At 45.5% G+C, this 24464-nt stretch carries 18 protein-coding genes; 11 read left to right on the top strand and 7 right to left on the bottom strand.

Features of this window, described 5'->3' with window-relative positions:
• Nucleotides 1–21 precede the first annotated feature (21 nt).
• The 4 genes from G3R49_RS14415 to G3R49_RS14400 all read right to left on the bottom strand — a co-directional run bounded on the left by G3R49_RS14415 (nucleotide 22) and on the right by G3R49_RS14400 (nucleotide 6319).
• Nucleotides 22–1248: an SO2930 family diheme c-type cytochrome gene (locus G3R49_RS14415; protein ID WP_167870156.1), complete on the bottom strand. Its 1227-nt coding sequence runs from the start codon at nucleotides 1246–1248 to the stop codon at nucleotides 22–24.
• A 138-nt stretch (nucleotides 1249–1386) separates the two neighbouring features.
• Entirely contained in the window at nucleotides 1387–4035 is a 2649-nt protein-coding gene (locus G3R49_RS14410; protein ID WP_167870155.1) for a parallel beta-helix domain-containing protein, read from the bottom strand.
• A gap of 419 nt (nucleotides 4036–4454) precedes the next feature.
• Nucleotides 4455–5522 carry a DUF3083 family protein gene (locus tag G3R49_RS14405; RefSeq protein ID WP_130602057.1) on the bottom strand — a complete coding sequence of 356 codons (1068 nt, stop codon included), beginning with the start codon at nucleotides 5520–5522 and terminating at the stop codon, nucleotides 4455–4457.
• Between the two features lie 218 nt (nucleotides 5523–5740).
• The gene (locus G3R49_RS14400; protein ID WP_130603573.1) at nucleotides 5741–6319 is read right to left on the bottom strand and encodes an arylesterase; all 579 of its coding nucleotides are present in this window, start codon (nucleotides 6317–6319) and stop codon (nucleotides 5741–5743) included.
• A gap of 43 nt (nucleotides 6320–6362) precedes the next feature.
• On the opposite strand from G3R49_RS14400, the gene G3R49_RS14395 reads away from it, so the two are divergent.
• Nucleotides 6363–7118 carry an ABC transporter ATP-binding protein gene (locus G3R49_RS14395; RefSeq protein WP_130602059.1) on the top strand — a complete coding sequence of 252 codons (756 nt, stop codon included), beginning with the start codon at nucleotides 6363–6365 and terminating at the stop codon, nucleotides 7116–7118.
• Nucleotides 7118–9601 (top strand): ABC transporter permease, encoded by a 2484-nt coding sequence (locus tag G3R49_RS14390; RefSeq protein ID WP_167870154.1) that lies wholly within the window; start codon nucleotides 7118–7120, stop codon nucleotides 9599–9601. Before G3R49_RS14395 ends, G3R49_RS14390 begins: the two co-directional genes overlap by 1 nt.
• Before the next feature lie 67 nt (nucleotides 9602–9668).
• Here G3R49_RS14390 and dapD read toward each other — a convergent pair whose 3' ends face one another.
• The 3 genes from dapD to map all read right to left on the bottom strand — a co-directional run bounded on the left by dapD (nucleotide 9669) and on the right by map (nucleotide 13966).
• Entirely contained in the window at nucleotides 9669–10493 is an 825-nt protein-coding gene (gene dapD, locus G3R49_RS14385) for a 2,3,4,5-tetrahydropyridine-2,6-dicarboxylate N-succinyltransferase (RefSeq protein WP_130602063.1), read from the bottom strand.
• A 9-nt stretch (nucleotides 10494–10502) separates the two neighbouring features.
• Complete coding sequence (glnD, locus tag G3R49_RS14380; protein ID WP_167870203.1) at nucleotides 10503–13076, bottom strand: bifunctional uridylyltransferase/uridylyl-removing protein GlnD; 2574 nt, start codon at nucleotides 13074–13076, stop codon at nucleotides 10503–10505.
• Between the two features lie 77 nt (nucleotides 13077–13153).
• Complete coding sequence (gene map, locus G3R49_RS14375) at nucleotides 13154–13966, bottom strand: type I methionyl aminopeptidase (RefSeq protein WP_130602065.1); 813 nt, start codon at nucleotides 13964–13966, stop codon at nucleotides 13154–13156.
• Between the two features lie 364 nt (nucleotides 13967–14330).
• Between map and rpsB the strand changes: the two genes are divergently transcribed.
• The 9 genes from rpsB to bamA all read left to right on the top strand — a co-directional run bounded on the left by rpsB (nucleotide 14331) and on the right by bamA (nucleotide 24404).
• Nucleotides 14331–15059, top strand: a complete 729-nt coding sequence (rpsB, locus tag G3R49_RS14370; protein WP_130602067.1) for a 30S ribosomal protein S2 — start codon at nucleotides 14331–14333, stop codon at nucleotides 15057–15059.
• Between the two features lie 115 nt (nucleotides 15060–15174).
• Nucleotides 15175–16026: a translation elongation factor Ts gene (gene tsf / locus G3R49_RS14365; RefSeq protein ID WP_167870153.1), complete on the top strand. Its 852-nt coding sequence runs from the start codon at nucleotides 15175–15177 to the stop codon at nucleotides 16024–16026.
• 68 nt (nucleotides 16027–16094) lie between these two features.
• Nucleotides 16095–16835: a UMP kinase gene (gene pyrH / locus G3R49_RS14360; protein ID WP_130602071.1), complete on the top strand. Its 741-nt coding sequence runs from the start codon at nucleotides 16095–16097 to the stop codon at nucleotides 16833–16835.
• A 125-nt stretch (nucleotides 16836–16960) separates the two neighbouring features.
• Nucleotides 16961–17518, top strand: coding sequence for a ribosome recycling factor (gene frr, locus G3R49_RS14355; RefSeq protein ID WP_130602073.1), 558 nt, complete (start codon nucleotides 16961–16963; stop codon nucleotides 17516–17518).
• 81 nt (nucleotides 17519–17599) lie between these two features.
• Nucleotides 17600–18418: a polyprenyl diphosphate synthase gene (gene uppS / locus G3R49_RS14350; RefSeq protein WP_130602075.1), complete on the top strand. Its 819-nt coding sequence runs from the start codon at nucleotides 17600–17602 to the stop codon at nucleotides 18416–18418.
• 34 nt (nucleotides 18419–18452) lie between these two features.
• A complete protein-coding gene (locus tag G3R49_RS14345) occupies nucleotides 18453–19313 on the top strand; it encodes a phosphatidate cytidylyltransferase (RefSeq protein WP_167870152.1) in 861 nt (286 codons plus the stop codon).
• Between the two features lie 2 nt (nucleotides 19314–19315).
• Nucleotides 19316–20506 carry a 1-deoxy-D-xylulose-5-phosphate reductoisomerase gene (gene ispC / locus G3R49_RS14340; protein WP_167870151.1) on the top strand — a complete coding sequence of 397 codons (1191 nt, stop codon included), beginning with the start codon at nucleotides 19316–19318 and terminating at the stop codon, nucleotides 20504–20506.
• A gap of 18 nt (nucleotides 20507–20524) precedes the next feature.
• Nucleotides 20525–21889, top strand: coding sequence for a sigma E protease regulator RseP (rseP, locus tag G3R49_RS14335; RefSeq protein ID WP_167870150.1), 1365 nt, complete (start codon nucleotides 20525–20527; stop codon nucleotides 21887–21889).
• Between the two features lie 31 nt (nucleotides 21890–21920).
• A complete protein-coding gene (bamA, locus tag G3R49_RS14330) occupies nucleotides 21921–24404 on the top strand; it encodes an outer membrane protein assembly factor BamA (protein ID WP_130602083.1) in 2484 nt (827 codons plus the stop codon).
• The last annotated feature ends 60 nt before the right edge of the window (nucleotides 24405–24464 follow it).

The raw sequence follows: 24464 nt of genomic DNA, 5'->3' as shown, positions 1-24464 counted from the left end.
GTGCCATGCTACTACAAATCACTAACCATCAACGCAGCTGCCCAGTGACGGCGACAAACTGTCTATCCAACGCTCAATTAAGTCAACGCCTTCTGTATGCACGATTTCACGTCCTAGGGGCGGCATTTTATCTTTAGGTTCAGACAACACCTGGCGGTTATGAACAATAGAGCGCTTACCATTGCCGGGTACTATGTCATAAGCTAGCCCATCTGGGCCGCCATCCCAGCCTGGAGGTTGTTTGCAAATGCCATATTCAAAGCTTGTATGATCAACATCAAAGCCCAGTCGCAAGCCTGAGATGCTGGCAAACCCTGTTGGGTTGTGACAGTGGGCGCAGTTAACATCTAGGTAGCCTTTTGCGCGACTACTTAGCGAGGCTGACTCATCATCTAGTCCGTAAGCTTGCGCGACTTGCGCTATGTCAGGAAGCATCTCGAGCAGGCCAGTTTGTTGCCAGTGTAGTAACTGGTTTTCCTGATTGCTCCCAAGACTCATATTGAGCAAATGTGCTTTTAAGCCAATAGGGATGATTTTACTTTGCTCGCCCAGAGAAGATTGATGACAAATCTTACATTCAGCTTTACTGGGAATATGGTAGTCAAAACTAAGTTGTTGGCCTTGATGGTTCATGGTGTGGCTGACATTTGCGCCAGCGACAGTTAGATTGGCCTGAGTTTGTTCTTGATTCCATTGATATGCCAGTGCTTGCCAACCTGAATCGCGATGAATAAGCAGCCTGGTTTCGATTTTGACCTCATTGTCTGCACCTAGTTTTTGGGTGTCGAAAGGGAGGGCGAAGGTCTTAACGAGTACTGTGCCTTGGGGCATCTCAAATACTGAGTTAGGCGAATATTGCATGCTTTGCCCGTCTGGTACTAAGATAAAGCGATATTTGCTGGCGTAATTGGAAAATAGCTCAGTAGTGAGCTTGTAGGCGAGCCCAGGTGCGTTAGGTGCCTTGGTCACTTCAATGGGGCTTGCAAATAATCCATAGCCTGCAAGACTGTCGCAGTCTTCTTGCATCAGCGCTTGCCAGTTAACGCTAGTCGCATTCACATCACACAGGCTGTTATTGCCACTACCTGTGTCGCCGCTATTGTCACCCGCGCTGTTGTCTGGCGGTGAGACGGCGCTTGGCGTGTCAGCAGTACCATCGCCTCCTCCGCCACACCCTGTGAGTACAATTGAGAGGGTGAATAAAGCGACTAGGTAAAGGGTAAAACGAGTTAGCTGAAGGTTTTGCATATATTGATCCCTAAGGCATCAAGCTGAGGAAATGGGTTAGGTTGTTGAATTACCGCAATTAGATAAAAGCAGCCGCCAAGTTTGTTGGGATAAACAAGGCGGCTGCGAACACTTATGTCAGCTCAAGTGTGATTTATTTTATTGCGGTGAGCATGACGCCGCTGGTAGGCGTTTAATCCACTCAGCAATGAGCGCTACGCCTTCTTCATGAGATAGGCTGCGGCCAATCTCTGGCATGCGATCACCCGGGTCATTGCTTGCCATACGGAAGTGTAAAATCGACTCCTCTGGGCTGCCCGGCACGATATCAAACCCTAAACTGCCGCCGCCGTATGCAACTGGTGACTTACAGGTACCGTGAGAGAAACCTGCATCTTCGTCATAAGCTCTAAAGTATTCAAGCTTAAGACCTGTGTTGGATGCATTACCCTCTGGGCGGTGACAGTGAGCACAGTTGATATCTAGGTAACCTTTAGCTGTGTTCATTAACTCTGCATCTGACATAGAGGCGTAATCAAGCATAGTGTCATCGAGGAACTCAGGTACTTTATCTACTGTATCTAGCGCAGGTACACCGTCTAAAATCCCATGAGCTTGCCATTTACTCAGCTGATTCATGCTGCCATCGCTATAGGCATATGTGCGATTTAAATGACGCGCTTTTGGCCCTAGCGGCATAAACACAGCATTGCTGTCTTCATTGGCTTTGAACTGATGACACTGCTTACATTGGTTCATGCTAGGAACCACGTAATCAAAGTCAAAAGTTTCGCCTTTGTGCGTGAGTGTTTTACCTTGAATCGCACCGGCTTTTGCCAGCATGGCATCTGACTTTTCAGCATTCCAAACATAAGGCAATGCGCTCCAGCCTGTTTCACGGCGGATAAGCAAGCGAGTTTCAATTAAATCTTCGTTAGCAAAACCGCGATTATTGGTATTCGCAGGTAACGCAAATGTTTTACTAATGACGGTACCAACTGGGAAGTCAAATGCCTCGTTTGCGTCAAAGCTCGCTTTTTGGCCATTAGGTACGTATACAAAACGATACTTAGATGCATGATCGGTAAATAGCGGACTATTCAAATCATACGGTAGGCCACCTGAGTTTGGCGCGGCAGTTGGATTGCTCGTATCGGCAAACAGGTTGTAGTCTGACAATTTCGGGCAGTTTGCACCAGTCAGTGCTGACCAATTAACTTCGCTACTGGTAGTTTCACAAAGGCTTAGGTCGCCATCGCCCTCTAGGCCACCTTCACCTTCACCAATGGTGCCGCCACCGCCAATAAGTACGCCACCATCACAGCCTTCGGTATCATCATCAACGCCGCAACCAAAGATCTCCTCTCCGAAGGTAACGGTATGAACAGGAAGGCTAACTTGCGAGCAGTTCATGATTTCTGCTTGCTTTGCCTCATACAAGGTATCAGGCACGTTCATGTCAGTATTACTGTTGGCAAACAGGCGACCATAACTTACATCACCATTGTTTTGCGCACAGACATTCTCGCTACCATCTTGCGCAAATGGCATTTCTTGTAGGCCAAGGTAAGCGGCAGTGCCGTTATTGGAAAGCATTTCTCCTAGACCGTCATATAAGATGCCTGGCATGCTGCCGTGGGTAAACAGGTAAGCTTTAATCACATCTTCAATCAAATAGCCTTTTGGCTTGCTGCCATAGTTTTCGATTTTATTGTCATGGATAAAGATATTGCGCGGTGTTGGGCGCCAGCCATCTTCAATGGCTTGACCTGGTTGGCCATAGTTACCGACAAAGGTGCTAATGTCAGGCTCAGCAATAAAGAAACTTGAAACGGTTAGACCAACCGTGTCGTGGTTAGTTATTTCGTTGTTGAAGATCTCAACATCATCAGTCGATAGTACAATTACGCCTGTTCCCGGTGGCACAATGTGTACCCCTGCAGGGTTTGACGACGCGTTAGCAAAGTTCAAGGTGTTGTTATCGTAAACCTTGTTATTAAATATCCGGACGCTTGAGCCGTATCTATGGTTGTTAATCGGTAGATCAAAAATCAAGATACCGCCGGTATTGCCCATGGCTTCGTTGTCGTAAACATCGGCGTACTTTGAGTTCTCAATTTCAATGCCGGCGACGTTTTCTTTGGCGATATTACGTCTAACGACTATGTACTCAGATTGACCCACATAGATACCGGCATCAGCACTACCACGTACATAGGTGTCTTCAATAAGGATATTTTGACATTCAACTGGGTAGAGACCATACGCGCCATTGTCTTGATCAAGCTCACCTTCCCAAATTGTAGCTAGGCGGCGCAGAATAATGCCATTGGTATTTTTAAGCTTGATACCGTTGTTTTTCGCTTCGTTTACCGATAAGTCTTGAATGATGATATTAACTGCGTTTTGCACAAAGATACCATCACCAGAGTTTGCCTCGGAGAAGTCTAAAATCGTCTCATCCTGACCATAACCCATAATGGTAATGTTTTTCGCAAAGGTACCATCACCGTCGACATCACCGTCAAACAGTAAGGTTGACTCAATCTTGAAGTTACCTTTTGGCAGTACGATAACATCGCCTGACTGGGCGTTAATCAATGCTTCTTGAATACTGATGGTGAGGTTGTCGCCAGGGTCAACCATAATTGCACCTTCAGGGAAAGTTGGACCCGATACTGGTGGCTGAACCACAGGGGTGTCCACTTTGGTCGTATCGTCATCATCTGAGCCACAACCTGTCAGCCCCACACTGACAGCCGTGGCAACCATGGTAGGTATTAGCCAGGCTAATTTATTGTTGAACATAGCATCTCCTGCTTTTTTATTATCTGCTATTTGTTTTTGCTTTAGTTTTTATTTGTAGAGAGACAATGTTAAAGCTGCAGGCACAGGTAAATGCCATTTAACACTTAAGTAACAACATGCCTTGGGAATGTGATTTAGATCAATGTGAAAAGTGGCCACACTTTTTGTAAGGGTTGTGTGTCAGGAGGTAAATGTCAGGCGAATATGTGAGGGGGAGCTTGCAAGATCGTAGAGGGCTCGAGGGGGGAAACATGGGTGACGTGCCGCGTTTGTCAAACTTCTGATAGTCAAACAAAAAGCCGACCTGTGCAGGTCGGCTTCGAAGATTATCACTACATTCTTATCGCAACTAACGTATTGCTACGAACTTGTCGCGACTAGCCAAAAGGCTGAGTTGCCCGCGCTATTGCGCCATTAGATTAAGCTTTGTAACTTAAATGCTGGTGGAAGCGCACAGTTAAGTCGATGTGCTCTTTGTCGAAATCAAATTCGCCAATAAATTTGCGCAGAGCATCTTCAACCTGATTCATAAAGCGGCCATAACCTTCATCAATCACGTCATCCTTACCCGCTACAATCACAAAACGTAACGCTTCAACGAGCTGGCTACCGTCCCAATGACAAACCGGGTCAGGGTTGTTGTCAGCTGGATCAAAACCAATCATTTGCAATTCGTCAGTGCTAGTTAGTTCATCGTATTTACTGTTACGAACTAACGGGAATTTATCATTGGCTATCACAGCCACACGATTAAGCTGTTTTGACTTGGCTGCTTCTACAAATTTATCGCTCACTAGCTGATAGCTTTCGTTATAGTCAGTGACGTTATCGGTGACGAATTGACGCTTGATTTTACGGTCAACTGGTAGGGTAATCATCACATAGTTGAGACTGCTAACACTTTCAGGTAGCTGGCATTCTCTGCGTTGATAACGACTGTTGAGCTTTCTAAGCTTGTAAGCGTACGTTTCTTTACGTCCTTTATTTTTGGCGAAGAAATCATAAGAGATATGTTGGTGATCTCGGATTTTAGTCGCAAGCTGCACAGTTGGTAGCTCTGCCATCAGTGCTTTAGTAAATTGCTGGATTTTCGCGTGGAAGCGCGCAGCATTGTTACGTAAGTCTTCACCCGTTGATAAAAACACAACTTTGAGCTTTTTAGCGCGATGATTTGGCGTGGTATATAAACGGTTTGCCTCATGGTGCGCCGGGTTGTAAAACAACCTGAGCTGCTCAGGGGTTGAGAAGTAGTATGAGTCAGTATGAAAACGCACTACTGGCAATTTATCGCTTGCCACAACGTGGACATTGTAGAGCTCAAATTCTTCGGCTTTGCTAAATACTAGGTTGCTGAATTCACGGTAACAGTCATCAATACTTTTATAGTGACTCAAAAATTCATCGGTAAGTGGGAAGCCAACGGTAATGTACTGATTCTTTCGCGCCGTGGTCGGTAAATAGACTTTCTTTTGACGACTGACTGACATGTTATTTCCTTTTAGTCGTGAGACCCTTGTACGTGAGGGTTAGCCGAAACATTGTGTAGCAATATAAAAGCTAAGCGTATGTTACTGGATTAACCTTAAAATAATATGACTTTTGTAAAGATATTGACAACTTGATGACAAAATTGAAACTTGAATCACGGCCAAAATATAAGGCAAGTGACTCAAGCAAAGTAGGGGGAATTGCATACAACCTGAGCTTATTTAGCCTCAAGTACCTGCTCGATATAGGGCTGCATCCATTGGGTGATTTGCGGTTGAGCGCTGGCATTGGGGTGGATGCCATCGCGCTGCATTAAATCTTTGTTAGGTGCTATTTCTTGCATAAAAAATGGTGCCAGTGTTAGGTCATAATCATCAGCTAATTGATGATAAACCTGATTAAACATTTTAGCGTAACGCGGCCCATAGTTTGGCGGCACCATGATTTCGGTAAGTAATACCTCAGCACCTGCGTTAATTGAGGTATCAATGATTTTTGTAAGATTTGATTTCAGTTGTTTAGGGTTGAAGCCGCGCAGGCCATCATTTCCTCCAAGCTCAACGACCACAAGGTCAACTTGGCTAGAGTCAAGCAGGCTAGGCAGTCTGCGCAATCCGCCTGCCGTTGTTTCGCCACTCACCGAGCCATTTATGACTTGATGTTGAGGTAGGTTTTGCTGTAACAAATATACCCAACCCTGATCTTCATCGATGCCGTATCCAGCACTTAAGCTATCACCTAAGATTAAAATCGTGGCAGCATGGGTTGGAGCTATCAGGCTTAAGATGACAGCCATAGCCAGCGCTAAACGCTTAATAGATAAAACAAAGAAGGATTGTATGTCGACTAACAGTGAGTTAATTGCAAGTGCCATTCGCGTTACTAACCTCAAAAAATCTGTAGAAACCCAAGAGGGAGAGCTTACTATCCTCAAGGGCATTAATATGGATGTCAAGCAAGGCGAGAGTGTGGCGATTCTCGGCCCTTCTGGTTCTGGCAAGTCAACTTTACTTGGGTTGCTTGCCGCCCTAGACACACCCACTGAAGGCGAGATTATGCTTGATGGTGTTGGGCTTTCTAACCTTAATGAAGAGCAAAAAGCCGCATTGCGTAAGCAAAAAGTCAGTTTCATTTTTCAATCTTTCATGCTGGTCGATACCTTAACCGCGCTGGAAAACGTGATGCTGCCGGCAGAGCTTGCAGGCGTTAACGATGCCAAAACTAAAGCTGAGCAAATGCTAGAGCGCGTTGGCTTAGGGCACAGATTAACCCATTTACCGAAACAGCTCTCAGGTGGCGAGCAACAAAGGGTGGCAATTGCCCGCGCGTTTATTTGCGAGCCTAAGGTGTTATTTGCCGATGAACCAACAGGTAACCTTGATAGCGCTAATGGCGATAAAATTGCCGATATGCTGTTTGCATTAAACCAGGAGTCTGACACCACTTTGGTACTGGTTACCCATGATCTACATCTTGCCAAGCGTTGTGCTCGTCAGCTAACCATGGATAGCGGCGTGCTGACTGAAACAACCGAGTCTCAAGCAGCAAACGAGCAAGATACGACAGGGCAAGCTGTTGCAGCGGAGGCGGTGTAATGGCGTGGCAATTAGCATGGCGATTATTTAAACGTGAGCTAGCACAAGGGCAGTTAGTGTTGATTGTGCTGGCGATTACACTGGCGGTATTGTCTGTAAGCGGGCTCGCTCGCGTTAGTGAGCGTTTGCAGGTGGCAATTAATGGCGAAGCGGCGAACTTTATCGCTGCTGACCGCATTATTAATTCTCCAATTGAAATTGACCCGAGCATTTTAACTAAAGCGACTGAGCTTGGTCTTGAGCATGTGACGAATATGGAGTTTAACTCCATGGTTTATGCCGGCGATAACTTTCAGTTAGTGACGATTAAAGCGGTAGGAGATAAATACCCGCTTAAAGGCGCGATTGAACTTACTCAAGGTGAGACGCAAGCTTTACCCGGTCAGCTAGAAGCCTGGTATGAGAACCGCCTTGGAGGCCTGTTAGGTTACCCACAACAAATTGAGCTGGGTGAAGTCAACTTTGCTATGAGCGAAGAGATCAGCCGTTTGCCTGACGGTGGATTTAACCCATTTGCGTCTTCTCCTGTGCTGCTTATTCGCCTAGCCGACGTGGCTGCGACCGGTATTATTCAACCTGGTAGCCGCGTAACTTATCGCTATCAGTTTAGTGGTGATGCCGAGGTGCTTGCAGAGTTTGAAACAGCCGTTAAGCCGATGCTAAATAACTCACAGCGCTGGGTCGATGTACAAAGTGGTGACTCACCTATCGCGAGCGCCGTTAAACGCGCTGAGCGCTTCTTATTACTGGCCAGTTTGTTGGGTATTGCACTTGCCTGCGCCGCCATTGGTATTGCGGCGCAGCGTTATTGTCAGCGCCATTATGATGTGGTTGCCATGCTGAAAACCTTTGGTGCATCGGGCAAGCAAATCAGGCAGATTTTTGCCATGCACTTATTGTTGGTGACAGCCCTTGGTGTGGTGTTAGGTCTAATTGGTGGCTTCATTCTTGATAGTGTCATTAATGGGTTCTTGCCTACAGAAATTGCCGCTTACTCGCCGCCTTATCTGCGCCCTGTGTTACTCGGCGTGACAACCGGCCTAATTAGCGCCTTTATGTTCTCTGCTTATCCGTTACTAAGGCTGTTATCCATTCCGCCACTACGGGTGTTGCAAAATCAGCTTGAGGGTATTCAGGCGGGCATGTGGCTGCATCTGTTACTTAGCTTGTCGGCAATGGCGCTACTTGGGTATTTATACTCGCAAAGTTGGCCACTCACTATGACGGTAGTTTCAGCTGTGTTGCTGCTAGGCGCATTGTTGAGTGTATTGGGCTTTGCACTCATTAGGCTTGGGCATGGTGTGGGCATGCGAACCACAAACCCATTGCAGCTAGCTTTGGCAGGGCTTAGACGCCGCGCACGGCAAAATGCTGTGCAGCTGGTTGGCTTTAGCAGTGCATTGGTATTGCTACTGACAATTCTTGCGCTGCGTCAGGACTTACTTAATGAGTGGCAAAAGCAGCTGCCAGAAAACGCGCCTAACTATTTTTTGGTTAATATTGCACCGGAAGATACTCAGCCGCTAAACCAGTTTTTAGACTCGCATCAAATATTGGCCACCGATATTTATCCAGTGATCCGCGGACGCTTAACCCATATCAATGGTGAAGAGCTTATTTCGCGCGAGCAAGAGAAAAACGGTGTTGAAGGACGTGTGGGGATCTCACGTGAGCTTAATCTTACCTATAGAGAAACCTTACCGCCGAATAATGACATTGTTGAGGGTAAGTGGAATCAAGCTGATGATGAAGTGTCAGTCGAGTCAGAAGTTGCAGAACGTTTAGGCTTGAAGCTAGGTGATACTTTGACCTACAGCTTAGAAAATCAAAAAGTTGAAGTTAAAGTAGCAAGTTTCCGTCAAGTGCAGTGGGAAACCTTGCAGCCAAATTTCTTTATGATTTTCCGCCCTAAAGCCTTGCAGGATTTTTCATATACTTCGATGGCGAGCTTTCATTTAGACGACGCAAAGTTAGCAGCGCAGGGCAGTCAGTTGACTGCTAACCAGGTTGTACTGCAGCTTATTCAGCAATTCCCAACTATTTCTGTGATTGATGTTGGTGCTATGGTTGAGCAGTTACGGCAGATTATTGATCAGGTATCGTTGTCATTGTCTTTGGTATTGGCATTAGTATTACTGGCAAGTGCCTTGGTACTGATTGCGCAAACTGAAGCTGGCATGGCAACACGTCAACGTGAGCTTGCTGTGCTGCGCACCTTTGGCGGCTCTGGCTGGCTGCTGCGCACCGCAACCGGGTTTGAGTTTGCGCTGCTAGGCGCAATTGCAGGCCTTTTGGCTGTGATTGTTGCTGAGTTTGCCTTGTACATGCTGAAAACTCAGGTGTTTGAGCTAGTGGTTTATATGCACTGGCCTTGGTGGGGGATTTCTCCACTTGCTGGCGCAATCGTTGTTGCAACACTCGGTATGTGGCGTTGTCGCCAACTGCTTAATCAGTCTTGCGCGGATCTGCTAAAAGCGGGTTAACGATTGAATCTAAAATTCAAATTAAAAAAGAGGCCGATTGGCCTCTTTTTTGGTTTTGCAGGTTTAATTAGTCAACGATACGCAGTAGCTCGTTAATGCCAACTTTACCGCGCGTTTTGGCATCAACTTTTTTAACGATGATTGCTGCATACAAGCTGTATGTGCCACAAGCTGAAGGTAGGTTACCAGATACAACCACAGAGCCAGCAGGGACGCGGCCGTAGTGGATTTCACCGGTTTCACGGTCAAAGATTCTAGTGCTTTGACCAATGTATACGCCCATTGAGATAACGCTTCCTTCTTCAACCACAACGCCTTCAACGATTTCACTGCGCGCGCCGATGAAACAGTTGTCTTCAATAATAGTTGGACCAGCTTGTAGTGGCTCTAATACGCCGCCAATGCCTACGCCGCCAGACAGGTGAACGTTTTTACCAATTTGCGCACATGAGCCAACGGTTGCCCAAGTATCGACCATAGTGCCTTCATCAACAAATGCACCCAGGTTTACGTAAGATGGCATTAATACGGTGTTCTTACCGATGAATGAGCCTTTACGCACGGTTGCTGGTGGGACTACGCGGATTGCTTCTTGCTTGAATCGCGCTTCATCATAATCAGCAAACTTTTGCGCGACTTTGTCGAAGTATTTAGTGTCGCCGCCGTCTACAACTTCATTGTCGAAAATACGGAACGATAATAATACTGCTTTCTTTAGCCACTGGTGCACATGCCACTCGCCGTCAATCTTCTCGGCTACGCGCGCTTCACCTTTATCCAGCATGTCGATCGCTTTTTCTACGTCAGCGCGAACACTTGGGTCTACTGTGGCTGGGGTGATATCTTGGCGTGCTTCAAAAGCCGCTTCAATTCGTTGGCGTAATGCCTCCATTGGATACTCCTAATTAGATTGCTTTAAGGCTAATTGCATCGCATGAGCCAGCTGTTGTTGCTGCGCTTCATTCAATGCTTGGCCATCAAGGGTTTGTAAAATAAAAAAGTCTTCAGCACGTTCACCAATAGTAGTGATCTTGGCTGAAATTAACCTTACTTGGCAGCGGAAAAAGGTTTCGCCGACTTTAGCCAGTAGTCCAGGTGAGTCAAGAGCTTGCAGCTCCATCATACTTGTACCACGGTTGGTGTCGTCTAAGAAACTGACATGGGTTGCTACATTAAAAGGTTTCATGATCCGCGATAACTTACGGAACTTAGGCAATTTTGGATTTTCATTGGCTAAGGCTTTGCTTAGTGCTTTTTTGATACTCTGAATACGAGATAACTGAGTAACCGCTTCGCCGTCTTGCTCTAAGATCACGAAAGTGTCGAGGGCATAGTCGTCTTTCGAGGTCATGATATTGGCATCATGCACATTGATGTTTTTGTTGTCCAGCACTGTCATCACAGTGGCGAACAGTTTCGGCTTATCTTTACTATAAATGAACAGTTCGGTGCCGCCGCGAGTGGTGTGCTTTGAGATTAACACCAGTGGCTCATCCGATTTATGTTTAAGTATTGCCTCTGAGTGCCAGGCAATTTGGTTAGGCTGGTGGCGCAAAAAGTACTTAGATTTAAAGCGTTGCCACAGTGTGTCTAGCTCTTTCTCACGCACGCCGCGGCGTAGTAACTCTTTTTTAGCCTTTGCTTGCGCTTCTTCAACGCGCTCAGCTGCATCAATAGGGACTTCTTTACCGCGCGCCAGCACCCTTTGAGTTGAGAAATATAGCTCTCTAAGCAGTGAGCCTTTCCAGTTATTCCAGGCTTTGTTGTTGGTGGCGCAAATATCTGCCACGGTTAAGCAATACAGGTAGCTTAAATGCACTGCATCGCGTACTTTATCGGCGAAGTCTGATACCACATCTGGGTCTGATATATCGCGGCGCTGCGCGGTGACCGACATCACTAAATGCTGCTCAACTAACCAAGCAACCAGGCGACCATCATGGTCATTCAGTCCGTGCAACTTACAAAATTCCAGCGCGTCAGTTGCGCCAAGCTTACTGTGATCGCCGCCGCGACCTTTGGCAATATCGTGGAAAATCGCAGCGAGTACCAGTAGGCCTTTTTTCGGCAGTTGATTAATCAGCACCGCGCCCAGCGGGAATTCATCTTTTTGATCGCTTTGTGAAAACCGCTCAATGTTGAGTAGTAGCCTGTGAGTGTGTTCATCAACCGTGTAGGCATGGAACAAGTCAAACTGCATCTGGCCTTCAATTTTGCGCCATGCGGGCAAATAGGACGATAAAATGCCGTGTTTGTGCATTAAGGATAACGCCGCGATGCCGCGAGGGTGTTTTAGAATATCCATAAACACCTTGCGACATTCTGCATCATCTTGCAGTGGGCCTTGCAGTTGCCTGCGGGCATTTCGTAGTTCACGCAACGTTGGTGCGTAGATTTCTTGGATGTTGGAGTTTTTAGCGACGTTCAAAAATAACGTTAGGATTGATGAGGTTTGTTTTTTAAATAGTCCAAGTTCTAACAATTCTATGTAGCGGCCACGGCGTTGAAATTGGCTATTAATCGGTTGTACTTGCAGCGCTTGAATATGCCCAAGAGTGGCGCGCTTAAACAACTGTAATAGCATTTGGTTAAGCTCCATCACTCGGCGAACGGTGCGATAGTACTTCTTCATTAGCTGCTCTACCGCCAGCTGAGTTTTATCTTCATAACCGAGAAAATCTGCTACTTGCCGTTGTAGGTCGAACAGTAAGCGGTTTTCGTCGCGGTTGGCGATGGAGTGCAGTGCAAAGCGGATCTGCCAAAGAAAATCGCGACATTCGATAAGCTCATTAAGCTCAGCTTGTTCTAAAAAGTAGTTCTCAACTAATTCGTGCAAGTTTGCCGCGTTGAAGTGACGAATGGTCACCCAAGCAATGGTTTGAATATCGCGCAGTCCGCCAGGGCAGTTCTTTAAATTGGGCTCAAGATCGAAGGCATTGGCTTTTGCGTGGCGCTCGACTTGCTCTTGCTTTTTCTGCAAGTAAAAGTCGGCGGATGACCAAAAATCTTTTTGTCTGACTTGCTGATAAAGGCGGTCAAACTCTGCTTCATTACCGCTAATTAGCCTAGCTTCAATTAAGTTGGTAGCAACAGTAATGTCAGCAAGCCCTTGTTCGATAGACTGCTCAACATTTCTTACGCTGTGGCCTATTTCAAGCCCGGTATCCCACAAGTGAGTAATAAATTCGCCAATCGCGGCTTGGGCTTTGGGCGAAACATTCGTGGTTTCGGTTAGAATCAATAAATCGACATCGGAGCGAGGGTGTAGTTCTTGTCTGCCATAGCCGCCAACCGCTACTAGAGATATTGGTAGCGCGTCTAGTCCATAGTGTAGCCATGCTTGAGTCAGTAGTTCGTCGACAGCAATAGCGCGTTGTTTAATGAGTTCAGCAATGGGCACTTGTTGCTGGAATTGGGATTCAAGATGCGCGGTGATTTGTTGAAGTTGTTGTTTTGCTTCCAGCGCTTGATTCATCGGCTTTGTGACTTCCATAAAAAGTGCGCCAAAAGGCGCACAAATTAAACCATAGTCGTTGAAGCCTAAGTGATTACTTAGTGATTAATATGCCTAGGTAAGCTTTCGTCGCTACGTAAGGTTAATACTTCAACGCCAGTTTCTGTGACCAATAGGGTATGTTCCCACTGAGCAGAATTTTTACCATCTTTTGTGTATGCCGTCCAATTATCATCGGCATCAACATAACAGTGCTTTTTACCAGCGTTAATCATTGGCTCGATGGTAAAGCACATACCTGGGCGTAATACGCGCTTGTCTGGTTTACCAAACTTTTCTTTGTAGTGCATCACTTGAGGCTCTTCGTGGAAACCTGCGCCGATACCATGGCCACAAAAATCCGTCACAATGCTGTATTTGTTTGGACGATTTTTGTTTTTAAGCTTGATGAACTTTTCGATAGTTTCACCAATGTCGGCAACCTTAGTACCAGGGCGAACAATCTTAATCGCTTCGTAAAGTGCTTCTTGAGTAATAGTGCACAGATGCTTGTCAGCAGGAGATACGTCACCAATGTAGAACATACGTGAGGTATCACCGTGGTAGCCATCAACTATCACGGTAATGTCGATGTTAATGATGTCGCCATCTTTGAGCTTGCGCGCACTTGGGATGCCGTGACAAATCACTTCATTAATTGAAGTACAAATTGACTTAGGAAAACCATGGTAATTAAGTGGGGCAGAAATCGCGCCGTGCTCTTCTGTGTATTTAGCGCAAATGTCATTTAACTCATCGGTGGTCACGCCAGCTTTTACGTGCGGCGCAATCATTTCTAATACTTCAGCCGCAAGCTTTCCAGCAGCGCGCATTTTTTCAATTTCTTCAGCGGTCTTAATGACAATACTCATGAATTTCTCTTTGTTTTTTGGCTAGTCACGCACTAGCAAATTAACGGATATCTGACGGCTATTTTACACTATAAAATTTGTGTTTAAAGGCTGATTATGGTATAAAGCGCGCCGTTATGTTTAATTAGTTGGTTAAGCCCTTTGTTTGACTTTCGGCTTAAAGTGCATAGTTGGGGTGTTCATCCCTTATATGTCGCTTAAATAGTTTGTCTTAAAGGCGTAAAATTTGCCGGCTATTATACATAGCAATTAACTTAAATACTAAATCACACACGTATCGACACATTTTTCGGGGTGCCTTTTTAGTCGAAGGTCGAAACAATGGGATGCGTGGAGGTCTAACCCCTTTTAAAAGGTAAAAATCATGACTACTGTTTCAATGCGCGATATGCTACAAGCTGGTGTTCACTTCGGTCACCAAACTCGTTACTGGAATCCAAAAATGAAGCCATTCATCTTTGGTGCTCGTAACGGTGTTCACATCATCAACCTTGAGCATACTGTGCCAATGTTCAATGAAGCACTTGCTTTCATCAGCAACGTAGCTTCTAAGAAAGGCAAAATCCTTTTCGTAGGTACTAAGCGTGCCGCTGGCGAAGCAATCAAAGAAGCTGCTGTTTCTTGTGATCAGTTCTACGTTGACCACCGCTGGTTAGGCGGTATGTTGACTAACTGGAAAACTGTTCGTCAATCTATCAAGCGTCTTAAAGAGCTAGAAAGCCAGTCTGTAGACGGTACTTTCGACAAGCTAACTAAGAAAGAAGCACTAATGCGTTCTCGTGAGCTTGATAAGCTAGAGAAATCTTTAGGTGGTATCAAAAACATGGGCGGTTTACCAGATGCGTTATTCGTAATCGGTGCTGACCACGAGCATATCGCTATTAAAGAAGCTAACAACCTAGGTATCCCAGTTGTTGCAGTTGTTGATACTAACTCTGCACCAGACGGTGTTAACTACATCGTTCCTGGTAACGACGACGCGATGCGCGCTATCCGTTTATACACTAGCTCTGTTGCTGCTGCTGCTAACTCTGGCCGTGGTCAAGATCTAGCTGTACAAGCTGAGCAAGACGGTTTCGTTGAAGCTGTTTAATAAGGCGTGATATTTATCGCCCTTATTAGCCAATAAATAGTTGGTGAGCAGGGGGCCTTGTAGGCCCCTGTTTTATAGATGCAATATTAGTCGAATTTAATTAGAGGATTTAACAATGGCAATTACTGCTGCCCAAGTTAAAGAACTTCGTGACCGCACTGGCGCTGGCATGATGGATTGTAAAAAAGCACTTACTGAAACTAACGGTGATATCGATCTAGCGATTGATAACATGCGTAAGAGTGGTGCTGCTAAGGCTGCTAAGAAAGCAGGTAACATTGCTGCTGAAGGTACTATCCTTATCAAAGCTGGCGAAGGTTTCTCTGCATTACTAGAAGTTAACTGTCAGACTGACTTCGTTGCTAAAGACAGCAACTTCCTAGGTTTCGCTAACGAAGTACTAGACGCTGCTGTAGCATCTAAAGCTTCTATCGAAGAGCTAAAAGCTAAGTTCGAGGAAACTCGTGTTGCGCTAGTTGCTAAAATCGGTGAAAACATCAATGTTCGTCGCGTTGAGTACATCGACGGTGCAACTCAAGCTTCTTACCGTCATGGCGACCGTATCGGTGTTGTTGTTTCTGGTGATGCTGACGCAGAAACACTAAAACACGTTGCTATGCACGTAGCTGCTTCTAAGCCTGAGTATGTTGACCCATCTGACGTTCCTGCTGATGTTGTTGAGAAAGAAAAGACTCTTCAAGTTGAAATCGCAATGAACGAAGGTAAGCCTCAAGAAATCGCTGAGAAGATGGTTACTGGTCGTATGAAGAAGTTTACTGGTGAGATCTCTCTTACTGGTCAAGCGTTCATCATGGAACCAAAGAAAACTGTTGGCGACTTCCTAAAAGAGAAGAACGCTTCTGTAGCTAACTTCATTCGTTTAGAAGTTGGTGAAGGTATCGAGAAGAAAGAAGAAGATTTCGCAGCTGAAGTTGCCGCGCAAATCGAAGCATCTAAAAACGCTTAATCGCGAATTTCTAAATACCCTAAAGCCGCAGCATCCGCTGCGGTTTTGTTATGATCAGGAAAAACATTATGAGCACCAATCCAAAACCAGCATTTAGACGTATCCTGCTTAAATTAAGCGGCGAAGCATTAATGGGCGAAGAAGGCTTCGGCATTGACCCTAAAGTACTTGATCGCATGGCTCAAGAAGTGAAAGAGCTTGTTGAACTCGGTATTCAAGTTGGTGTGGTAATTGGTGGTGGCAACCTATTCCGTGGTGAAGGCTTAGCTAACGCGGGTATGAACCGTGTTGTTGGTGACCACATGGGTATGTTAGCCACAGTAATGAATGGCCTAGCAATGCGTGATGCGCTGCACCGAGCCTATGTTAATGCTCGCCTGATGTCGGCAATCCCACTAAAAGGTGTATGTGACGACTACAACTGGGCTGAAGCAATCAGTTTATTAAAATCTGGCCGCGTTGTAATTTTTGCAGCGGGTACAGGTAACCCATTCTGCACTACAGACTCTGCTGCATGTTTGCGCGGTATTGAGATTGAAGCTGAAGTGGTACTAAAGGGCACTAAAGTCGATGGTGTTTACTCAGCCGACCCAATGAAAGACCCTGATGCAGTTAAGCATGACCAGTTGAGCTACTCAGATGTGTTGGAATCCGAATTAAAAGTGATGGACCTAGCCGCATTTACGCTGGCTCGCGACCATCAAATGCCGCTACTTGTGTTTAACATGAATAAGCCTGGTGCGCTGCGCCGCGTGATCATGGGTGAGCAAGAAGGCACGATTATTAGCGATAAGAAACAAGAAGGCTAATAGCTAGCGCTTTTTTGATACTAAGTTATCGTAATTGGCATTAAGTAATTGAGCTCAAATCGGGCTTATGTCATCCTTAACTTAATGCCAAGCACTCTAAAGAAAGAGACGAAAAGGATATTATTGTGATTGATGAAATTATGTTAGATGCGCAAGAGCGCATGGGCAAATGTGTTGATTCAACTAAGAATCAAATGGCAAAAGTTCGCACAGGTCGTGCACACCCAAGCCTACTAGACTCTATTCAAGTATCTTGCTACGGCTCTATGTCGCCACTTAAGCAAGTTGCTAACATCAATATTGAAGATGCACGCACCTTAACCGTGTCTGTATTTGATCCATCTATGGTTCAAGCAGTAGAAAAAGCAATCATGAGTTCAGACTTAGGTTTGAACCCAATGACTGCGGGTAACATCATGCGCATCCCACTACCAGCACTAACTGAAGAGCGTCGTAAAGACTTCATCAAAGTGGTACGTGCTGAAGCTGAAAATGGCCGTGTTGCTGTACGTAATGTGCGCCGCGACGCTATTAGCGAAGTGAAAAAGCTTGAGAAAGCGAAGGAGTGTACTGAAGATGACGTTCGTCGCAGCGAAGATGAAATTCAAAAGTATACTGACGCAAATATCAAAACAATTGAAGAAGTTTTGACCGCTAAAGAAAAAGAGTTGATGGAAGTCTAAGCGCTTAAATTCTAAAACTAGAGTTAACACGCCGTGTAAGGGTATACTACACGGCGTTTGTTTATTTTAAGGTCGTAATTAATGTCATCACCCTCCGAGTTTGACCAAGCTCCTCGCGAGTCGCTGGAAAATTCTACGGCGCTACCTTGTGAGCTTTCAGATGTGGTCAAACAGTCACTGCCAAAGCATGTTGCGATTATTATGGACGGCAATGGCCGTTGGGCGCAGTTGCAAGGCAAGGCCCGTGTAAGTGGTCATAAAGCTGGGGTGAAAGCCGTAAGAAGAGCGGTAAGCACAGCTAGTCAGTTGGGAATTGAGTCGCTAACCTTATTTGCTTTTTCAAGTGAAAATTGGCGCAGACCAGATAAAGAAGTCAGTTTATTGATGGAATTATTTATGACTGTGCTGCAGCGTGAATTGAAACTGTTAAATAAAAACGGCGTCAGGCTGAATATTATTGGCGATATTAGTCGGTTTTCAGAGCGACTGCAAAAGCAAATTACCACCGCGCAAGCTAAAACCAAAGACAACACAGGCTTGGTGCTTAATGTCGCGGCAAATTATGGCGGCCGTTGGGATATTGCCCAAGCTGCACAAGCTTTAGCTGCCAAAGTTGCTAGCGGCGAAATGAGCGCTGAAGATGTCACCGAAGGTGCCTTAAACAAGCAAATGAGTATGCAAGGTCAAAGCGAGGTGGATTTAATGATCCGTACTGGCGGCGATTATCGCATCAGTAACTTTATTCTATGGCAGGCTGCCTACGCTGAATTAATTTTCACTGAGACCTTGTGGCCTGATTTCGACGAAGATGTGTTCAAGCAAGCGTTAATTACTTTTGCCAGCCGCCAGCGCCGTTTTGGCTTAACGGGCTGCCAAATTGAACAAATTCGCGCACTTTAATAATAAAAATAAAAACCTTAAAGAGGATTAGCTTTTGCTAAAACAACGAATCATCACCGCACTATGCTTAATTCCTGTTGTGATGGGAGGCATTTTTCTGCTGCCTGCTAACTACTTTGCCTGGGCGCTTGTGCCTATTTTTTTGATAGCGGCAAAAGAGTGGGGTAGGCTCATTGATAGTAAGTGCAACATTACCCAATGGACTTTCACGTTTACCATTGCAGCTATTCTCGTTGCATTAAACATTATTGTACCTGTCGACTCACTGTGGTTTAACAGTAGGCTACATCCTATTTATGAAGCGATTATCGCAACTGGTGTCCTTTGGTGGGGGGCAAGTACCTTGCTGGTCTTTACTTACCCAAATAGCGGCAAATTATGGCAAAAAAGCTCACTATTTAAATCCATGTTTGGTCAACTGACCCTTATTCCATGTTTTACCGCATTAATTGCACTTAAGTCCGTTAACGATCAAGTAGATCCATACTTTGGCGGTAGCCTAGTGTTTCTAGTCATGCTTGTCGTATGGGCAACTGACACCGGCGCGTACTTCGCAGGTAAGAGTTTTGGTAAGCATAAACTTATGCCGAATGTTAGCCCTGCTAAAACCATTGAAGGCTTATTAGGTGGTTTGTTAACCACCATGGTTGTGGTGGCTGGTGTGATGTATTTATCTCCAGAGCAAGAGCTGGGTTTAGTGATTGCCGTGACGCTAGTGACAGCCGTCGCTTCTGCATTTGGTGACTTGTCTGAAAGCATGTTCAAACGTAGCGCCAATATTAAAGACTCAGGAAACATTTTACCCGGCCATGGCGGCATTTTAGACCGTATTGATAGCCTTACTGCAGCACTGCCAGTATTCGCCTTTATCTATGTCGCTATGTGGATGTCATAATCATGCAAAATATGGTGATTTTAGGGGCAACGGGCTCAATTGGCACCAGCACCCTTGATGTGATTGCAAGAAACCCGCAGCAATTTAACGCTTATGCGTTAGTGGCCAATGCCAGTGTGGACAAAATGCTTACGCTGATCGCGACTCATCAACCAGTTGTGGCACACATGGTTGATGAAAATGCTGCAGCAGAGCTTAAAGCGCGTCTGCCGCAATCATTCACAACACAAATTACCACAGGTGAGAATGCATTAATTTCGCTAGTGACCTCGACTGAAGTTGATACCGTGATGGCCGCCATTGTTGGTGCTGCCGGTTTAGTGCCGACTTTTGCTGCAGTAAAAGCAGGTAAACGCGTGCTACTGGCAAACAAAGAAGCCTTGGTTATGTCTGGTCAGCTATTTATGGATGCAGCTAAACAATCTGGGGCAACAATTTTACCTGTTGATAGTGAGCACAACGCCATATTTCAGTCTATGCCACAGTCGGTGCAAGATAATCTAGGCCATTGTGACTTAACTCAAGCTGGTATCAGTCATATTTTACTGACAGGTTCTGGCGGGCCATTTTTAACATCTGACATCGCTACGCTTGCATCAATGACACCAGAGCAAGCCTGCAATCACCCTAATTGGTCAATGGGCCCGAAAATCTCGGTTGACTCTGCCACTATGATGAACAAAGGCTTGGAGTATATTGAAGCTAAATGGTTGTTTAATACTCAATCTGAACAGCTGAAAGTGGTTATCCACCCACAAAGCGTTATTCATTCAATGGTGCAATATACTGATGGCTCAGTGATAGCAGAGCTGGGGAACCCTGATATGCGCACTCCCATTGCCCATTGTATGAGCTATCCAGCACGCATTGAGGCCGGGGTTGAGCCGCTCGATTTCTTCAAGTTGGGTCAGCTCAATTTTTGTGAACCAGATTTTGAGCGTTTCCCATGCTTAAAGCTGGCTATTGATGCCTGCGCTCAAGGGCAAGAAGCCACCACAGTGCTTAACGCTGCTAATGAAGTTGCTGTAGCTGCATTTCTCGATAATCAGATTGCGTTTACCGATATTGCTAAAGTAAATCGTGCTAGCTTAGAGCAGGTTAGCGCGCAAAAGCTAGATACCATTGAAGCCATTCTTGAACTCGACGCTAAAGCTCGGCACGTTGCAGAGCAAGTGATCGCTTGCTTAACTTAAGGAACTTACTCTACTCGCATGTTTGATTTTTTATGGAATTTAGCATCTTTTATTGTCGCCCTAGGTGTGTTGGTGACAGTGCATGAGTATGGACATTTTTGGGTCGCGAGACGCTGTGGCGTAAAGGTCGAACGCTTTTCAGTTGGTTTCGGTAAAGCAATCTGGCGCAAAGTGGGTAAAGATGGCACTGAGTATGTCGTCGCACTTATACCGCTTGGTGGCTACGTTAAGATGCTTGATGAGCGTGTCGAGGATGTCCCTGAGTCATTAAAGCACCAAGCTTTTAATCGCAAGAGCGTGTGGCAGCGTTTTGCTATTGTCGCAGCAGGCCCTTTAGCTAATTTCATTTTTGCTTTTTTTGCGCTCTACCTTAAATTTTTAATTGGCGTACCGTCACTGTTACCTGTTATAGATTCTACCCGTGATGGCTCGCCCGCTAGTGTGATACAGGTAGATGGTTTACAACGTATTCTCAGCGTCGATGGTAAACAAGTTCGCACCTGGGAAGATGTTAACTTCGCCTTAGTTGGCAAAATTGGCGCCAATGAGGTGTCAATTGGTATTGGAGAGATAGATAGCCCGGCAAATTATCAAGGTAAGCAATATCAGCTTGATATTAGCCAGTGGCGTTTCGATCCAGACAAGCAATCGCCAATTGGTGCCATTGGTTTGGGGATATTTCGCCCTGATATTGAACCTATTATCGCAAATGTTGCCAAAGACAGTGCAGCACAAGTGGCAGGCTTAAAGGTCGCCGACAGAATCGTTGCGATTAATGGTCAACCATACGTTAATTGGCCGAGCTTTGTTGAGGTAGTACAAGGCGCCCTTGATACTAAGGTTAGCCTTGATATTATTCGCAATGGCGAGCAATTATCGCTTGATGTTTACCCGCAAACCAAACAAGATGCTTCTGGTAAACCTGTGGGAATGATAGGTATTAGCCCAACAGCGGGGCAATGGCCTGAAGCTATGCAATTTGATTTGCAATATGGCGCACTTACTTCGGTTACTGAAGCGTTCAAAGCAACATGGGAATTAACCTCGTTAACTTTTTCTACCATTGCCAAGTTGTTTACTGGTGATGTGTCGGTTAAGAGTTTAAGTGGGCCAATTTCGATAGCCCAAGGTGCGGGTGCAAGTGCCAATGTTGGTCTCGCATACTTTTTAGGCTTTGTCGCACTAATTAGTGTCAATTTGGGCATTATTAATTTATTGCCATTGCCGGTTTTGGACGGCGGCCATTTAATGTTTTTCACCTTTGAAGCAATTTCAGGTAAACCTGTGCCAGAAAAGGTGCAGGAAGTAGGATTCAGGATTGGGGCAGTATTACTGCTGATGTTAATGAGCTTATCGCTCTTTAACGATTTTGCCCGACTCTGAGCAAGGACAGACAAATAATTAGAAGAGCTCTATGAGATTTAATAAACTTTTTGCCTCGATGTTATTCGTCGGAGCCACATTTTCAGGGAACGCGTTAGCGCAGCCTTTCGAGCCATTTGAAGTCAAGGATATTCAGGTTGAAGGCTTGCAGCGTGTTGCACTTGGTGCTGCACTGCTTAATATCCCGATTAAAGTGGGTGATACTGTCGATCAGGTAAGATTGCAACAAGCAATTAAAACCTTGTACAGCTCAACTAACTTCGAGCAGATCAGTGTAAGCCATGAAGATGGCGTGCTATATGTTCAAGTACAAGAGCGCGCAACGATTAGCTCGATTACCTTTGAAGGTAACAAAGACATTAAAGACGAGCAGTTGCAAGAAAGTCTTGACGGCTCGGGCGTGAAAGTTGGCGAGTCGTTAGACAGAACCATGCTGTCTGGCATTGAAAAGGGTCTGCAAGACTTCTATTACGGTGTGGGTAAATACGGCGCTAAGGTTGAAGCGCAAATTATCAACTTGCCTCGTAACCGTGTTGAGCTTCGATTTAACTTCACAGAAGGTTTAGCAGCTGAAATCCGCCAGATTAACGTGGTAGGTAATACGGTATTCTCAGACTCAGAGCTTATCAGCATGCTTGAGCTAAAAGATTATGTCGCTTGGTGGGATATTTTCGGTGAGCGTCGTTATCAAAAGCAAAAGCTGCAAGCTGACCTAGAAACCATTACCACGCATTATCAAAACGAAGGTTATATTCGCTTTCAGGTGACGTCGACTCAGGTCGCGATGACACCAGACCGTAAAGGCCTTTACATCACAATCAACGTTGATGAAGGCGAGAAATTCACCGTTAAGGACGTCAACTTAACTGGTGAGTTAATGGGTCGCGAAGAGCTGCTTAAAGCAATCTTACCGATTAAGAGCGGTACTACATACAACGGTGGTGAAGTTACTTTTGCTGAAGAAATGTACAGCAAATACTTAGGCCGCTTTGGTTATGCTTATCCAGAAGTTAAAACCTTCCCAGAAATCGATGATGAAAATAAAGAAGTTACCCTAAACATTAATATCGATCCGGGTAAGCGCGTATACGTGCGCTCAATTAACTTTACCGGTAACCAGGTCACTAAAGATGAAGTGATGCGTCGTCAGCTTCGTCAAATGGAAGGTGCTTGGTTAAACTCACAGCAAGTTGAATTGTCAAAAGCTAACCTTAACCGTCTAGGTTATTTTGAAACGGTAGATACTGAAACCATTCAAGTGCCAGGTAGTGATGACCTGGTTGATATTGAAGTGAGCGTAAAAGAGCAGCCATCAGGCTCATTTAACGCTGGTGTGGGTTATGGTACTGAATCCGGACTGAGCCTGCAATTTGGTGTTCAACAAAGTAACTTCTTAGGTACAGGTAACCAGGCTGGTGTCAGTATTAACACCAACAAGTACTCTAAGAGTGCGAACGTGTCGTTCACTGACCCATACTTTACCAAAGATGGCGTCAGCCTTGGTGGTAGTATCTACTGGAATGAGTTTGACGCAGAAGAAGCTAACCTTGAGCGCTATAAGAATAAGTCTTACGGTGTGGCATTAAACTCAGGCTTCCCAATTAATGAATACAACCGTATTAACGGTGGTATTGGCTTCCGTCACAATACGATTTCTGAGATTTCATCGTACGAGCAGGCGGTACGCTTCTATAACATCTACCGCAGCACTGACGATCCGAACCAGGATTTAAGCTTCAACAACTTTGAGCTATCTCTGGGGTGGTCCCGCAGTAGTCTAAACCGTGGTACTTTCCCAAGTGCAGGTTCCTCGCAGCGCTTGACCGGTAAGATGACGGTACCAGGCTCTGATCTTCAGTACTTTAAAGCAGATTTCGATACTAATTTCTACTTCCCACTGAGCCGCAGCCATAAATGGGTGTTCTTAACCCGTGCTCGTCTGGGTTACGGTAATGGTTATGGCAAGTTTAATGAGAACGATCAAATCCTGCCTTTCTGGGAAAACTACTACTCAGGTGGTAGCAGCTCGCTACGTGGCTTTAGATCTAACTCAGTTGGTCCGCGATCTTTCTACTTATTCCGCGGCAGTGAGCCATGCTCGCCAGATCCATCTGGTAACGGTTGTAGCATCCCGGGTGAGCCAAATCGCGTGACAGTCACTAGCGGTAACTCGATTGGTGGTAATGCAATTGCGACCTTAAGCGCTGAGTTTATTGTACCAACGCCGTTTTTGGATGAAGCATACTCAAACTCAGTACGTACCAGTTTCTTCGTTGATGCCGGTAACGTATGGGATACTGAATTTGACTATGACAGCTATCGCTTCTTACCAGCCGAGCAGTTTGATCTGCTAGCGGACTATAGTGACCCAACCCGTATTCGTGCCTCTTGGGGTATGAGTGTTCAGTGGCTTTCACCTATGGGACCTATGGTGTTTAGCTTAGCTTGGCCAATTAAGAAACAAGTTGATGATGAAACTGAGATCTTCTCGTTTAATATTGGCAAAACATTCTAAAATCAATACACTCAGCACCTTGAGCTGAAAAATAACAATTTAAAGGAGTTTATTTTGAAC

This window comes from Shewanella sp. WXL01 (genome assembly GCF_012263345.1).
Taxonomy (GTDB): Bacteria; Pseudomonadota; Gammaproteobacteria; order Enterobacterales; family Shewanellaceae; genus Shewanella; species Shewanella maritima.
Note: the sequence above shows the minus strand (reverse complement) of the source record. Positions and strands in the feature narration are given on the sequence as shown.